Origin of the sequence: Janibacter melonis (genome assembly GCF_020567375.1) — a bacterium.
In the GTDB taxonomy this organism is placed as follows: domain Bacteria; phylum Actinomycetota; class Actinomycetes; order Actinomycetales; family Dermatophilaceae; genus Marihabitans; species Marihabitans melonis.
Window position 1 is genome coordinate 481170 of sequence record NZ_JAJBZM010000003.1, and the last position, 13817, is coordinate 494986.

12 protein-coding genes are annotated in these 13817 nt (G+C 74.3%); 8 read left to right on the forward strand and 4 right to left on the reverse strand.

Going from position 1 to position 13817, the window contains the following annotated elements:
* Positions 1 to 77: 77 nt before the first annotated feature.
* Together LIV55_RS14430 and LIV55_RS14435 are read right to left on the reverse strand one after the other, a co-directional pair.
* On the reverse strand, positions 78 to 716 hold the full coding sequence (locus tag LIV55_RS14430; RefSeq protein ID WP_123091116.1) for a 3-oxoacid CoA-transferase subunit B: 639 nt from the start codon (positions 714 to 716) through the stop codon (positions 78 to 80).
* A 1-nt stretch (position 717) separates the two neighbouring features.
* Positions 718 to 1539 carry a CoA transferase subunit A gene (locus LIV55_RS14435; protein ID WP_123091115.1) on the reverse strand — a complete coding sequence of 274 codons (822 nt, stop codon included), beginning with the start codon at positions 1537 to 1539 and terminating at the stop codon, positions 718 to 720.
* A 271-nt stretch (positions 1540 to 1810) separates the two neighbouring features.
* Here LIV55_RS14435 and LIV55_RS14440 point away from each other — a divergent pair, with 271 nt between their 5' ends.
* Positions 1811 to 3382: a peptidoglycan-binding domain-containing protein gene (locus LIV55_RS14440; RefSeq protein ID WP_123091114.1), complete on the forward strand. Its 1572-nt coding sequence runs from the start codon at positions 1811 to 1813 to the stop codon at positions 3380 to 3382.
* Between the two features lie 34 nt (positions 3383 to 3416).
* Here the strand turns inward: LIV55_RS14440 and LIV55_RS14445 are convergent, their stop codons facing one another.
* Positions 3417 to 4157 carry a TIGR03089 family protein gene (locus tag LIV55_RS14445; protein WP_229300715.1) on the reverse strand — a complete coding sequence of 247 codons (741 nt, stop codon included), beginning with the start codon at positions 4155 to 4157 and terminating at the stop codon, positions 3417 to 3419.
* A 50-nt stretch (positions 4158 to 4207) separates the two neighbouring features.
* On the opposite strand from LIV55_RS14445, the gene LIV55_RS14450 reads away from it, so the two are divergent.
* The 6 genes from LIV55_RS14450 (at position 4208) to LIV55_RS14475 (ending at position 12265) form a co-directional block, all read left to right on the forward strand.
* Positions 4208 to 6349, forward strand: a complete 2142-nt coding sequence (locus tag LIV55_RS14450) for a hypothetical protein (RefSeq protein WP_229300716.1) — start codon at positions 4208 to 4210, stop codon at positions 6347 to 6349.
* A gap of 73 nt (positions 6350 to 6422) precedes the next feature.
* Entirely contained in the window at positions 6423 to 7514 is a 1092-nt protein-coding gene (locus LIV55_RS14455; protein ID WP_229300717.1) for a glycosyltransferase family 2 protein, read from the forward strand.
* Positions 7515 to 7517: 3 nt separating this feature from the next.
* On the forward strand, positions 7518 to 9434 hold the full coding sequence (locus LIV55_RS14460) for a glycosyltransferase family 4 protein (protein ID WP_229300718.1): 1917 nt from the start codon (positions 7518 to 7520) through the stop codon (positions 9432 to 9434).
* Positions 9431 to 10465, forward strand: coding sequence for a lysylphosphatidylglycerol synthase domain-containing protein (locus LIV55_RS14465; protein ID WP_191564556.1), 1035 nt, complete (start codon positions 9431 to 9433; stop codon positions 10463 to 10465). Before LIV55_RS14460 ends, LIV55_RS14465 begins: the two co-directional genes overlap by 4 nt.
* Positions 10458 to 11345 (forward strand): class I SAM-dependent methyltransferase, encoded by an 888-nt coding sequence (locus LIV55_RS14470; RefSeq protein WP_229300719.1) that lies wholly within the window; start codon positions 10458 to 10460, stop codon positions 11343 to 11345. The genes LIV55_RS14465 and LIV55_RS14470 overlap by 8 nt, the downstream gene beginning before the upstream one ends.
* Positions 11346 to 11347: 2 nt before the next feature.
* Positions 11348 to 12265, forward strand: coding sequence for a DNA-3-methyladenine glycosylase family protein (locus tag LIV55_RS14475; RefSeq protein ID WP_229300720.1), 918 nt, complete (start codon positions 11348 to 11350; stop codon positions 12263 to 12265).
* A gap of 117 nt (positions 12266 to 12382) precedes the next feature.
* On the opposite strand, the gene LIV55_RS14480 is transcribed toward LIV55_RS14475, so the two are convergent.
* Positions 12383 to 13282 carry a 2-phospho-L-lactate transferase CofD family protein gene (locus LIV55_RS14480; RefSeq protein WP_229300721.1) on the reverse strand — a complete coding sequence of 300 codons (900 nt, stop codon included), beginning with the start codon at positions 13280 to 13282 and terminating at the stop codon, positions 12383 to 12385.
* Between the two features lie 263 nt (positions 13283 to 13545).
* Here LIV55_RS14480 and LIV55_RS14485 point away from each other — a divergent pair, with 263 nt between their 5' ends.
* Entirely contained in the window at positions 13546 to 13812 is a 267-nt protein-coding gene (locus LIV55_RS14485) for a WhiB family transcriptional regulator (RefSeq protein WP_068273506.1), read from the forward strand.
* Positions 13813 to 13817: the final 5 nt, after the last annotated feature.

Sequence of the window (13817 nt, forward strand, 5' to 3'; positions counted from 1 at the left end):
GGTGGTCTCGCACCTCGACCAGCGAAGGTGGCTGGGTGTCTCGAGGCTCCTTCGTCGCACCTCGACCGGCGAGGGGGTCAGCCCTCGAGGTCGAAGGTCAGCGCCACGCCCGTCTTGTCCTGGAGGTCCTCGGGGGAGATGTCGAAGAGCTCGCGCACGACGACGCCGTCCTCGGTGAGGTCCATGACGGCGAGGTCGGTGATGACCCGCTGCACGACGCCCTTGCCGGTGAGCGGCAGGTCGCACTCGGCGACGATCTTGTGCGAGCCGTCCTTCGCGACGTGCTCCATGAGGACGATGACCTTGCGGGCCCCGTGGACGAGGTCCATCGCGCCGCCCATGCCCTTGACCATCTTGCCGGGGATCATCCAGTTGGCGATGTCGCCGTTGGCGGCGACCTGCATGGCACCGAGGATCGCCGCGTCGACCTTGCCGCCGCGGATCATCCCGAAGGACGTGGCGGAGTCGAAGATGCTCGCCCCCTTGCGCAGGGTGACCGTCTCCTTGCCCGCGTTGATGAGATCGGGGTCGACGGCGTCCTCGGCGGGGTAGGCCCCGACGCCGAGGATGCCGTTCTCGGACTGCAGGACGATCTCGACGTCGTCGGGCACGTAGTTCGGCACGAGCGTGGGCAGCCCGATGCCGAGGTTGACGTAGTCGCCGTCGGCGAGCTCCTGGGCGGCACGTGCGGCCATCTGCACACGGGTCAGCGGCATCTCAGGCCTCCTGCGTCGTGGGGGTGGGGGTGACCGTGCGCTTCTCGATCCGCTTGTCGGCGGCCTGCTCGGCCGTCAGCGGCAGCACCCGCTGGACGTAGATGCCCGGCAGGTGCACCTCGTCGGGGTCGAGGTCGCCGGGCTCGACGAGCTCCTCGACCTCGGCGATCGTCAGCCGGCCGGCCATGGCGCACAGCGGGTTGAAGTTGCGCGAGCTCGTGCGGAAGACGAGGTTGCCGTGGCGGTCGCCCTTCCAGGCGCGCACGAGGGCGAAGTCGGTCGAGATCGCCTCCTCGAGGACGAACTCGTGCTCCTCGACCCGGCGGCCGTCCTCGGCCTCGGCGTCGCGGCTCGTCACGGCGAAGGGGCGCACCTCCTTCGGCGGCGAGGCGAGGGCGATGCCGCCCTCGGCGTCGTAGCGCCACGGCAGACCGCCGTCGGCGATCTGCGTGCCGACCCCGGTGCGGGTGTAGAAGGCGGCGATCCCGGCGCCGCCGGCCCGCAGCTTCTCCGCGAGCGTGCCCTGAGGGGTGAGCTCGACCTCGAGCTCGCCGGAGAGGTACTGGCGGGCGAACTCCTTGTTCTCCCCGACGTAGGAGGAGGTCATCCGGTCGATCTGACCACCGGCGAGGAGCAGGCCCAGCCCCCAGTCGTCGACGCCGCAGTTGTTGCTCACGCAGCGCAGGTGCTTCACCCCCGTCCGTCGCAGCTCGGCGATGAGCACGCTCGGGATGCCGCACAACCCGAACCCGCCCACGGCCAGGGAGGCGCCGTCACGGATCCCGTCGACGGCCTCGGCAGCAGTGGAGACGACCTTGTCCATGGCGCCAGGCTAGTGGCCGTCGACGGACGGTCCCGGGCGGGGTGCGCGGGCCCGACGGGCCGGTCAGCAGTGTCCTCCCGCGGCAGCGCACGGTGTGCTCGTCCACGGAACGACAGGGACGTAATTCACCTCCGGGGTCTGGCGCGTCGGGAGTGCCCCGTGAGATATCTGTGCACGTTGTGGCGCCAGGGACCTCTGTGACACCTGATGCCAGACGCCGTTGGGCTCCCCCTGGCCCAGCGGATCTGCCTGCTGAAACGGAGGATCCGGCGTGTCCCTCAGCGCCCGCGTTCTTGGTGCCCTCGTCGTCCCCGCCGTGACCATCCCCGTCATGGCCCCGCTCGCCGCGGCGGACGCCCCGAGGCCGCCCGTCAACAACAACCTGCCCGGTGACCTCGACGTCGCCTCGCCGTACCTGCCGCAGACGGTCTGCGACCCGGTGGCCAAGCCGGGCGTCACCGCCTTCGCCCGTCTCATGTCGCAGCACTACAGCCAGCTCAACTACGGCATCAGCCGCAACTGCAACGCCGGTCTGACGGAGCACTCCGAGGGGCGCGCGCTGGACTGGATGCTCAACAAGAACGACCCCCGCCAGCAGGAGATCGCCGACTCGGTCGTCGCCTGGCTCGTCGCCCCGGACGCGCAGGGCCGCCCGGGCGCGATGGCCCGCCGCTTCGGCGTCATGTACATCATCTGGGACCGCAAGATCTGGGGCACGTACAACATGGGCGTCGGCTGGCGCCCGTACTACGGGTCGAGCCCGCACACCGACCACATCCACTTCTCCTTCAGCTGGGACGGCGCGATGCAGCGCACGTCGTGGTGGACGGGCAAGGCGTGGACGAGCGTCACGAGCACCCCCGGCGGGTCGAGCGGGACCCCCGTCACGCCCCCGGTCGCCACCCCGGACAGCTACCCGACCCTCAAGGTCGGCGCGAAGGGGGACGACGTCAAGCTCGCGCAGAAGGTCATCGGCGTCACCGCCGACGGCGCCTTCGGCCCCGCGACGGAGACCGCGCTGCGCCGTTGGCAGTCGGCGCAGTCCATCCCGGTCACCGGTGTCCTCGACACCCGCACGTGGGAGCGGATGGTGGCGCTGGGCGAGATCCCCGCTCGCGGGGGCATGGAGAGCCTGGCGAAGTACTTCAAGACCACCCTGCGCCTCGGCTCGACCGGTGAGGCGGTCAAGGCCGCGCAGAAGAAGCTCGGGATCGCCGCCGACGGCAGCTACGGCGAGAAGACCGCGACCGCCGTGCGCTCCTTCCAGCGCAAGATGACCCTCAAGGTCGACGGCGTCGTCGGCGAGAACGCCTGGCGCGCGCTCGCCGGGCTGCCGTACAAGAAGAACGGCTCGGTCCAGACGCCGAAGCCGACCCCGGTCACCCCGACCGTGCGCTCGACGACGGAGTACTCCGGCCTGAAGTCGACGGTCCTGGCCCCCGGCGCTCGCGGTGCCGCGGTGAAGACCCTCCAGCGCGCTCTCGCCATCGGCGTCGACGGTGCCTACGGCAAGGCCACGGAGAAGGCCGTCCGCTCCTTCCAGTGGGCGAGCAAGCTCAAGGTCACCGGCGTCGTCGACGCCAAGACGTGGGACGCGCTCGAGGCCCGCGACTACCCCTTCCTCAAGTACCGCACCACGGTCATCAAGCCCGGCTCGAAGGGGTATGCCGTCACCACCCTGCAGCGCTACCTCGGCGTCCGGGCGGACGGCTCCTACGGGCCGAAGACCGTCGAGGCGGTCAAGGCGCTCCAGGGCCGACGGGGCATGGCCCGCACCGGTGTCGTCGGCGGCATGACGTGGCAGGCCCTCGAGCACGAGCTGCGCGCCCGCCGCGCGGGCTGACGCACCCCCGTACCCACGACGAGGTCGACCCGGCTCAGGCCGGGTCGACCTCGATCTGGTGGTCCACCCCTTCGTCCTGGGCCCGCCGCGCCCGCACGGCGGGGTCGGTGCCGCCGACGTGGACGACGAGAGAGCCTCGGGCGGACCACGCGGCGACGAGCGCGAGCAGCAGGTCCTGCGTGCTTGCGGGCGCGACGTCGACCCGGCCGCCACGGGGCAGGTCGGGCCAGCGCCGCGCTGCCGCGTCGACGAGCTCGCCGTAGGTGATCTCGCCGGAGCCGGTGACGAGCGCGGTGCCGTCGGGCTCGGGCGTCGCCCAGGGGGCGAAGAAGTCGCCGTAGCCCGACACGTCGGCCGCCTCGTCGACGACGCCCGGGGGCAGCGCGACGTCGCCCGAGCGGGCGAGCGAGGCGCGGGTGAGGTAGACGCTCGTCGTCGCGTCCGGGCCGGGCAGGGTGTCGCTCACGGCCACCTCGGCGTCGTCGACCTCGACGAGCGAGAGCGTCGCGCCGACGGCCCATGTCGCGAGCGCCCAGTACGTGGCGCGCCAGTGCGGCCGGGCGGCGAGCACGACGACCGAGCCGGGGGCGACGTCCCACTCCTCTTGGAGCGCGTTCGCCGCCTTCGAGACCCACTTGTCGAGGACGCGGGCGGACAGCTCGACCCGCTCGCCGGCCGTCGCGCCGGGCAGGTCGTCGTAGCAGGTGATCCGCGGGCGGGCCGGGTCGTCGGCCAGGAGGGCGGGCAGGAGGTCGGCGGGGGAGGGGGCTGGCATGGCACCACCGTGCCACGTCGCGTCGAGGTGGTCGGGATACCGTGGCGCGCGTGACTGCCGCCGCGACCGCTCCTGACGACCGCGAGCGGACCGCCTCCCGCAGCACGGCCGATGCCGGTGGCGTGCTCACCCGCGTCGTGCTCGCCACGGCCCTGTGGCTCGTGCTGCTCGGCTTCGTCGGAGCGGTCTTCGCCTGGGTCGGGGCCTGGACCCCGCTCGTCGGCGTCGTCACCGCCGTCGTCGCCGCGGCCGCGGCGGTGCGGGGGACCCGTGACCTGCCCGCCGTCGCGATGCCGGCGGCCCCCGCGGCGCTCCTCGTCCTCGCCGTCCTCGCCATCACGGTGTGGACCGGTACGACACGCAGCGAGCAGGTGCTGCCCCGCCGCGACTCCGCGAGCTACTACCAGGCGACCGAGCAGCTGGCCCGTGAGTCGCGCCGGCCCGTGCCCGTCGACCCGGCCGACATCGGCGGCCCGGAGACCCTCGCGGTGCCGGGGCTGACGCTGGAGTCCCCGGCCTTCTACGAGATCGGCTCGCCGGACGACCCGTCGGTCCAGCCGCAGTTCATGCCCGGCCCCGCCCTGACGTACTCGATCCCCCTTCGTCTCGGCGGGCCGGACCTCGCGATGTGGGCGCCGGCCGTGCTCGCCGGTCCCGCGCTGCTCGGGCTCGGGCTGCTCCTGGCCCTCGGCATCCGGGGCCGGGCCGGCGCCTGGCTCGCCACGCCGGGGGTGCTCCTCGTCGGGGCGTGCTTCCCGTGGCTGCACACCTCGCGCAGCACGTACTCCGAGCCGCTCGCCGCGCTCACCCTCGCCGGCGGCTTCCTCGCCCTGGCCCTCGCGACGCGAGACGACGGCCGCGGGGCCTCCGGTCCGACGGCGGTGCGCGTCGCGCGCACCGCGCTGCTCGCCGGGGTGCTCGTCGGCGGCACGAGCATCGTGCGCATCGACGCCCTGCGCGAGACGATGCTGCTCGTCCCCGTCGCCGCACTGCTCCTCGCGCGCGGGCGCTCGTGGGGGCGGCCGCTGCTCGTCGGCTCCGTCGGGGCGACGCTCGCGGGCTTCGCCGTCGCGGGCGTCATGAGCTGGCGCTACCTCGGCGAGATCGGCGCCTCCCTGCTGCCCCTCGTCGGGCTCGTCGTCCTCATGGGCCTGCTGTGCTGGTACCTGCTGCTCCGCTCGGCGCGCGGCTGGTCGCTGCCGACGCGCCTCACGACGACTCTGCCGCGCGTGCTCGCGCCGCTCGTCGTCCTCGTCGGCGTCGGTCTCGCGCTGCGCCCGCTCGTCATGACGGTGCGCCAGGACCCGAGCGACCCCGGCGCGATGTACGTCGCGCGGATGCAGGCCGCGCAGGGCCTGCCGGTCGACGGCGGACGCACCTACGCCGAGCACTCCGTCGAGTGGCTGTCGTGGTGGGTGGGCCCGGTGGCTCTCGTCGTCGCCCTCCTCGCGCTCGCCGCCCTGTGGGGGCGGCTGGGCTCGACGTGGGCGAAGGGGGACCCCTACCCGTCGTGGGCCGGCCCGATCTTCGTCGCGACCGGGTCGAGCCTGCTCACCCTGTGGCGACCCGGCATCACCCCCGACCACCCGTGGGCCGACCGCCGGCTCCTCGTCGTCCTGCCCCTCGTGCTCCTCCTCGTCGTCGTGGCGGCCGCCTGGCTCGGCCGCCGGCTGCTCACGACTGCCCCGGGGGCCGCGGGTCGGGGGCTGGCCGCAGCGGCCGTCGCGGTCGTCCTCCTCGCCGCCGCCGTCCCCACCGCCGCGGCGACCTGGCCGCACCGCTCCGAGCGCATCGAGCAGGGCGAGCTGGCCGCGGTCGACACCTACTGCCGTGCCGTGCACGACAGCGGGGCCACGCTCGTGCTCGCGGCGGACGACTGGGCGGTCAACCAGTGGGCCCAGGTGACGCGGGGCATGTGCGACGTGCCGGCCGTGGCCACCCAGGGCCTGCTGCGCGACGACCCGCAGGAGCTGCGGGCCGCCGTCGACGACCTCGCCGAGCGGGTCGAGGCCTCCGGCGGGCGTCTCGTCCTCGTCGCCTCGCGCGGTCCGCAGTCGCTGCCCGAGCTCGGTCTGCCCGCGGGCGAGCTCGTCCTCGACGTCACCGTGCAGGAGGACATGCGCATCCTCGAGGACCGCCCCGACGGGACGACCCCGCTGCCCCTCCAGGTCTGGCTCGCCCCGGCCGGCTGAGCACGGCGGGCCGACCACCCCTTCGGGCACGATGCGGCCCGCCGACCCGGCGGGCGATACCCTCGCTCACGAGATGAGCGAGCACATGCAGGGCCCCGGGCCCACCCCCGTCCCGTCGTCCGACCAGACCGTCCCGGTCCCGCAGCCGGGGCGCAGCGGTGCCGTGCGCGACGACGGGGATCACGTCGTCACGCCGGCCGTCGCCGGTCACCCCGGTCGGCGCAACCCCGTCGTCGAGCACGTCGGGGCCGGCGAGCCGGTCGAGCGCGAGCCGGGCGACCCGCTCGTCACCGTCGTCCTGCCCTGCTACAACGAGGCCGAGCACGTCATGCTCGAGATCGAGCGGATCAGCCGCGTCCTCGACGAGAGCGGGCTGAGCTACGAGCTGCTGTGCATCGACGACGCGTCGACGGACGACACCCTCGAGGTGCTCACCGCCGCGGCCGTCGACTACCCGGCCATCCGCATCCTCGCCTTCCGCCGCAACGGCGGCTCGGGCACCGCGCGTCGCATCGGCACCCAGCAGGCCCGCGGCGAGATCGTCGTGTGGACCGACGCCGACATGACCTACGAGAACGAGCGCATCCCCGAGCTCGTCCAGGTGCTCCTCGACGACCCGTCCTACGACCAGGTCGTCGGCGCGCGCACCACCGAGGAGGGCACCCACAAGTGGGCGCGCGTCCCGGCGAAGTTCGTCATCCGCAAGATCGCCGAGTGGCTCTCGCGCCAGCGGATCCCGGACCTCAACTCCGGTCTGCGGGCGATCCGTCGCTCCGTTGCGCTGCCCTACCTGCGCCTGCTGCCCCCCGGCTTCTCGTGCGTCACGACGATCACGCTGGCCTTCCTCATGAACCAGCACGACATCAAGTACGTCTACACGTCGTACGCGAAGCGTGCCGGCACCTCGAAGTTCAAGTTCTTCAAGGACGCCTACCGCTACATCCTCCAGGTGCTGCGCATGGTCATGTACTTCGACCCGCTGCGGGTGCTCATGCCGCCCGCGCTGTGGCTCGTGCTCATCGGCGGGCTCAAGCTCGTCGTCGACATGGTGCGCCACCCCTTCTACGTCCCGGCGAGCACGATCCTGCTCGTCGTGAGCGGCATCCTCATCGGGTCCCTCGCGCTCATGGCCGACCTGCTCGTCCGCTCGCGCGACGCGGTCTAGCCCGTGAGCGACCAGGCGCGCCTGCGGGTCGCCGTCGTCGGGCCGACCCACCCGTACAAGGGCGGGGTCGCCAGCCACACGACGACGCTCGCCCACGAGCTGAGCGACGCCGGGCACGACGTCCGGCTCGTCTCGTGGCGGCACCTGTACCCGAGCTTCCTCTACCCGGGGGAGCAGTCGGTCCCCGCGGGCGGGGCGCCCGACGTCGAGCCCTTCCCGGGCACCGAGCACTCGCTGTCGTGGGCGCGCCCGGACACGCTCGTGCGGGCCGGTCGAGCGCTGCGCGACGTCGACGTCGTCGTCGTCGTCCACGTCATCCCGCCGGTCGTGCCGCTCCACCTGCTGCTCCTGCGGGCGGCGGGCGCCGGGCGCACGTCGAGCACGGGTCGCGGCCCGCGCAGCGTCGTCATCTGCCACAACGTGCTGCCGCACGAGCCGCACCCCGGCGACGCCGCGATCATGCGGGGGCTCTTCGCCCGGGTCGACGCGGTCGTCGTGCACTCCGGCGAGCAGGCGCGGCTCGCGCGCGAGCTCGGCGCCTCGCACGTCGTCGTCTCCGAGCTGCCCCCGCACCTGCCCGGGGGAGCGCCCGTCGAGCGGCCCGCCCACCGGGGCCCGGCCCGCATCCTCGCCCTCGGGCTGGTGCGCGGCTACAAGGGCATCGACGTCCTCATGCGCGCGATGACCCGGGTGCCGGGCGTGAGCCTCACCGTCGCCGGGGAGATGTGGGGCGACGCGGGCGCACAGCTCCGTGAGCTCGCGCAGGACCCCCGGCTCGCCGGGCGGGTCGAGATCCACGGCGGGTACGTGCCCGCCGAGCGGATCGCGCCCCTGCTCGCCGACCACGACGTCCTCGCCCTGACCTACCGCAGCGCGACCGCCTCGCAGAACGTCCTGCTCGCCCACCAGCACGGGCTGCCTGCGCTCGCCTCGCGGGTGGGGACCTTCGCCGAGCAGGTCCGCGACGACGTCGACGGGCTGCTCGTCGCGCCCGACGACGAGGACGCGCTCGTCACCGCTCTCGAGCGCCTCGCCGACCCCGACGAGGTCGAGCGGCTGCGTGCAGGGGTCCGCCCGCCGGACCTCTCCGGCCCGTGGGCCCGCTACGTCGGCACCCTCGAGGCGGTCGCCGCCGACGGCGCCGTGGCGATCCCCGACGCCTCCGACGGGCCGGACGAGGCACCCTCGGCCGCCCCCTTCGCCCGTCGCCTCGGCGCGGTGCGCGACCTCGCCCGGGCGGCCCGGCGCCGGCGGGAGCCGCGCCTGGACCTGCGCGACCGCGACCTGCCCGACTGGGTGCGCCCCACCGACGTGCTCGGCGTCGACGACGAGGCCGAGGCGGCCCACGAGCTCGCGGGCTCGCTCGGCCTGCCCGGCCGCGGCGACCGGATCGCCGGCTGGGCCGCGCTCGGCGCGGTCTCGGCGCTGCTGTCCGTCGGCGGCGACACCGCCCGCTCGGCGACGGTCCTCGACTTCTCCGGGCCCGGGTCCCCCTTCGCCCGGTGGGCCCGATCGCTGGGCTACGCGCCGGTCGAGGTCGAGCTGTCCGGCGGGCGCTCGCCCTTCGACCTGCTCGACCTCGACACGGCCAGCCTCGACGTCATCACCGCCCTGCACCCCGGTGGGGCCGCGGCGGGCGACGTCGACGAGCTCGTCACCGTGGCCTCGTGGGCGCTGCGCGCCCGCGGGATCCTCGTGCTCACCCTCGCGGTCGGCGGCTCCGACGACGACGCGGTCGGCCCCGCGGACCTGCGCGGCGTCATCGCCCGGGCCGACGACGCCGGTCTCGCGCTCGTCGGCGACCTCGACGGCGATCTCACCGCGCGGCTGCGCCGGGCCGCCGACGTCGCCGCGGGCACCTCGGGCCGCGACGCCGAGGACGCCTACGCCGTCGTCCGGCTGACCCTGCGCCGCCGATGAGCGAGCCCGTCGCGCCCGAGCCGGGTGCTCCCGAAGCGGCCGCGCCCGTCACCGAGCCGCCCCCGCCCACCACCCGGTCGACCCGCAAGCGCGTCGTCGACGCCGTGCGCGTCGCCTTCCTCGCCCTCGTCCTCCTCGCGGTCGGCTACGCCCTGACGCGCGGCTGGGACGACGTCTCCGCGTCCTTCCGACGGATCGGCGCCGGGTCGCTCGCGCTCGGGCTCGTCCTCGCCCTCGTGTCGCCGGCCCTCACCGTGCTCGGCTGGCGGGTGCTCCTCGCCGACCTCGGCTCACGGCTGCACCTCGCCCCGGCGAGCGGCGTCTTCTTCGTCGGCCAGCTCGGCAAGTACCTGCCCGGCTCGGTGTGGTCGGTCGTCGCCCAGGCCGACATGGCCCGGCGGCTCGGGGTCCCGCGCCGTCGCACCGCGGTCGTCGGGCTCATCACCATCGCGCTGTCGGCGCTGTGCGGCATCGTCGTCGGTCTGCCCGCGCTGCCGGCGCTGCTGACCCGTGGCCAGGCCAACCTGCCGACGTGGTTCCTCGTCCTCGTCGTCGGCGGGCTGCTCGTCGCGCTGTGGCCCCCGGTGCTCAACCGGGCGATCGCCCTGCTCTTCCGCCTCCTGCGCCGCGAGCCGCTCGAGCACGACCTCTCGCTCGCCGCGGTCGCGCTGTCGACGATGTGGTTCACGCTGTCGTGGCTCGCCGGTGGCGCGTCGATCTGGGTCATGGCGACCTCGCTCGCCGACGCCGGCGCCGACCCCGGTCATCTCGCGCTCGTGAGCATCTGCGGCTACCTCCTCGCCGCGGGCATCGGCATGTTCTCCTTCGTCGTGCCCGCCGGTGTCGGCGTGCGTGACGGGGTCCTCGTCGTGCTCCTCGCGACGTCGATGCCGGTCGCCGCGGCGACCGCCGTCGTCGTCGTGGCACGCTTCTACAGCGTCGTCGCCGACGTCGCCTGGGCCGGCATCGGCTGGCTCTGGGCACGTGCGCACCACCTCCTGCCCGACCCGAAGGTTGATACCCATGTCTGACGTCCACCCCGACCGACCCACCGGCACCCCTGCCGCGGAGCCGACCGGCCAGGTGGCCGCACCTCCCGGAGGCCGTCTGCTCGCCGTCGCCAAGCGCGGCGCCGAGCTCGCGCTGTGGGGCCGCGTCGCGGGGCAGCGCCGGCTCGAGGGCCGACGCGGGATCGGCGGCGGACGCCCGGCCCCGACCTCGGTGGCGCCGACGGCGGTGCTCGGCGACAAGGCGACGTGGGAGCGCGCGACGGCCGAGGCCCGCTCGTTGCGCCTGCCGCTGCACCGCGACCTGCCGAAGAACTGGGACGCCCTCGGAGCCGTCGGCGCGATCCTCTCGCTCGTCGACGACGGCTCGCGCCGGGCGCGCGTCATGGACGCGGGCAGCGCCCGGTACTCGCCGGTCCTGCCCTGGCTGCGCCTCTACGGCTTCGGCGAGCAGCCCGAGTCGCTCCTCGGCATCAACCTCGAGTTCGGCGACGTCGTCACGCGCGACGGCGTGGTCTTCCGCTACGGCGACGTCACGGCGACGGGGCTCGAGGGCGGGGCGCTCGACGCGATCACGTGCATGTCGGTCATCGAGCACGGGGTCCCCGTCGAGGGCTTCCTCGCCGAGTCCGCCCGGGTGCTGCGCCCCGGCGGCGTCCTCGTCCTGTCCACCGACTACGACCAGAGCCCGCCGGACACGACCGGCAAGCACATCTACGGCTCGCAGGTGCACATCTTCTCGCCGGAGGAGATCCGCGAGCTCGTCGCGACCGCCCGCCGTCACGGCCTCGAGCTCGTCGGCGAGCTGAGCGACGAGCTCCTCGCGCACGACGAGCGGCCCGTGCACTGGACCCGGGTCGACCTCGACTACACCTTCGTCCTGCTGACCTTCCGCAAGATCTGAGCATGACCGCGACCCGGCGCCACCAGCCGCCGGGGCTGGACGCCCCGGTGTCGCTGGACCGCGTGCTCGGGCCCTTCCGCCGGGGCGCCGGCGACCCGACCTCGCGCCGGGTCGGGCGCGACTGGTGGCTCGCCTGGACGACGCCCGACGGCCCCGTCGGGGCTCACCTCGTGCCCGGTGACGAGGTCACCGCTCACGCGTGGGGCGCCGGTGCGCAGTGGTTCCTCGACGCGCTGCCCGACCTGCTCGGCGGGCGCGACGACCCCACGGGCTTCGAGCCCCACCACGATCTCGTCGCCGCCGGCTGGCCGTCGTGGTCGGGCTACCGCGTGCCCGCGTCGCGGCTGGTCTTCCAGGTCTTCGTGCCCGCCGTCATCGAGCAGCGGGTCACCGGTCGCGAGGCCTTCTCGTCCTACCGCCAGCTCGTCACGCGCTTCGGCGAGCCGGCGCCGGGGCCGGCGGGGGAGCAGGGCATGATCTGCCCGCCGACGGCGTCGGGGTGGGGGAACGTGCCGTCGTGGGCCTGGCTGCAGGCCGGGGTCGAGGGCGCGCGCAGCCGGGTCGTCGTCAACGCCGCGAAGGTCGCCGGCCGGCTCGAGGAGTGCGCCGAGCTCGACCGGGACGCCGCGACCCGCCGGCTCCGGGCGCTGCCCGGCGTCGGGGTCTGGACGACCGCCGAGGTCGCCCAGCGCGCCCTCGGCGACGCCGACGCCGTGTCCTTCGGCGACTACCACCTCGCCCGCAACGTCACGTGGTCGCTCACCGGTCGGATCGGAGACGACGACGAGCTCGCCGAGCTCGTCGCCCCCTACGCCGGGCACCGCTTCCGCGCCTGCCGGATCATCAGCGCCGTCGGGGGAGCACCCCCGCGCCGCGGCCCTCGCCGCTCGCTGCCGACCCACCTCCCGACCCGCTTCTGATCCCCCTTCGCCCGCGGGTCCGGTGACCTCGGGAAGGAAGCTTCGACCTCGGGCAAGAACCGTTCCTTCCCGAGGTCGCACTTTCCCGCCCTGGGCGGGAAAGCTGAGGTGGGGCGCTCAGAGGAGGGCGAGGACCTCGGCGGCGAGGGCGAAGGGGTCCGAGGCGGCGGTGGGGACGACGCGCAGCGCGCGGGCGTAACCCGTCTCGGGCACCGGGGTGACCCAGACGTCGGCGATGTCGCGGTAGATGCCGGCGGCGGCCGGCCCGGTCGCGGGCAGCCCGGCGACCTCTAGACCGACGAGCGTGGTGCCGGGGCCCAGGCGCGGGTCGAGCACGACGACGTCGGCCGAGGTGCCGCGCAGCGCGTCGGACATGCCGGGCACCCCGAGCACCGGGCCGACCTGCAGGACGGGGTCGCCCGGGGCGACGACGACGGCGTCGGCGGAGCGCACGGCGTCGAGCACGCCCGGCGCCGCAGGGGCCCGGTCGAGGCCGGCGACGACGACACGGGCTGGGGTCGGCCGCCCGCCCAGCCCCTCGCGCCACTCGCGCACGTGGACGGCGCTCTGGGGCGCCTCGCCGTCCGGCACGTCGAGGACGACGTGGGTCTCGACGGGCACGTCTGTCACCGGGCGCACCCGGACGCGGTCGGGCAGGCCCGCGGCCTGGCAGAGACGGGCGAGGACCTCGCTCGGCGTCGCGCCCTGGGCCAGCCACGCGCTGCGGGCCAGGTGGGTCGCCACGGCGGTGTCGGGCAGCTCGAGCCAGCCCGGACCCGACCCGGTCTCTCGCAGGCCGTCCTGCACGGTCGTGCCGACGGGCTCGGGACGACCCGCGAGCGCGTCGAGGACCGCGTCGCTCGTCGCGCTGACGCGCAGGCCGAGCGCGGTGACGTCCTCGGCGGTCGCGACGACGACGTCGACCGCGGTGCTCTCGTCGCGCGCGAGGAGCCCGTCGACGAGGGAAGCGACGACCGGTGCGCTGGTGGGCGAGGGGGCGATGACGACGACGTGCATGGGTCCAGTCTCTCCCGACGCGCGGGGCGCCCAGTACCACGTCGCAGCACCGCGCGGGGCCCTGGAGACCCGCTGCCCGCGCGGATCGACCCGATCCGTGCCGCGGACCCTGGACAGGGGGACCGTATAACCCCTTCGGCTTGACTAATCGTGGATGACACGCGTGTAATTTCGGTGATGTCTTTCTGCTTGCGAGCAGGTCGTGGACATCGCACGCGCGAGATCGCGTGGGTCGAGGTGCGATATGTCGAGGAGGGATCCGGATGCACGACCTGCTGATGCTCAACCCGATCCAGGACGACGAGGCCGAGGAGATGTCCTGGCAGGAGCGCTCCCTGTGCGCTCAGACGGATCCCGAGGCCTTCTTCCCGGAGAAGGGCGGGTCCACCCGCGAGGCGAAGAAGGTGTGCGTCGGGTGCGAGGTGCGCCAGGAGTGCCTCGAGTACGCCCTGGCCAACGACGAGCGCTTCGGCATCTGGGGCGGTCTGTCCGAGCGCGAGCGTCGCAAGCTCAAGAAGCGCGCCGTCTGACGCGC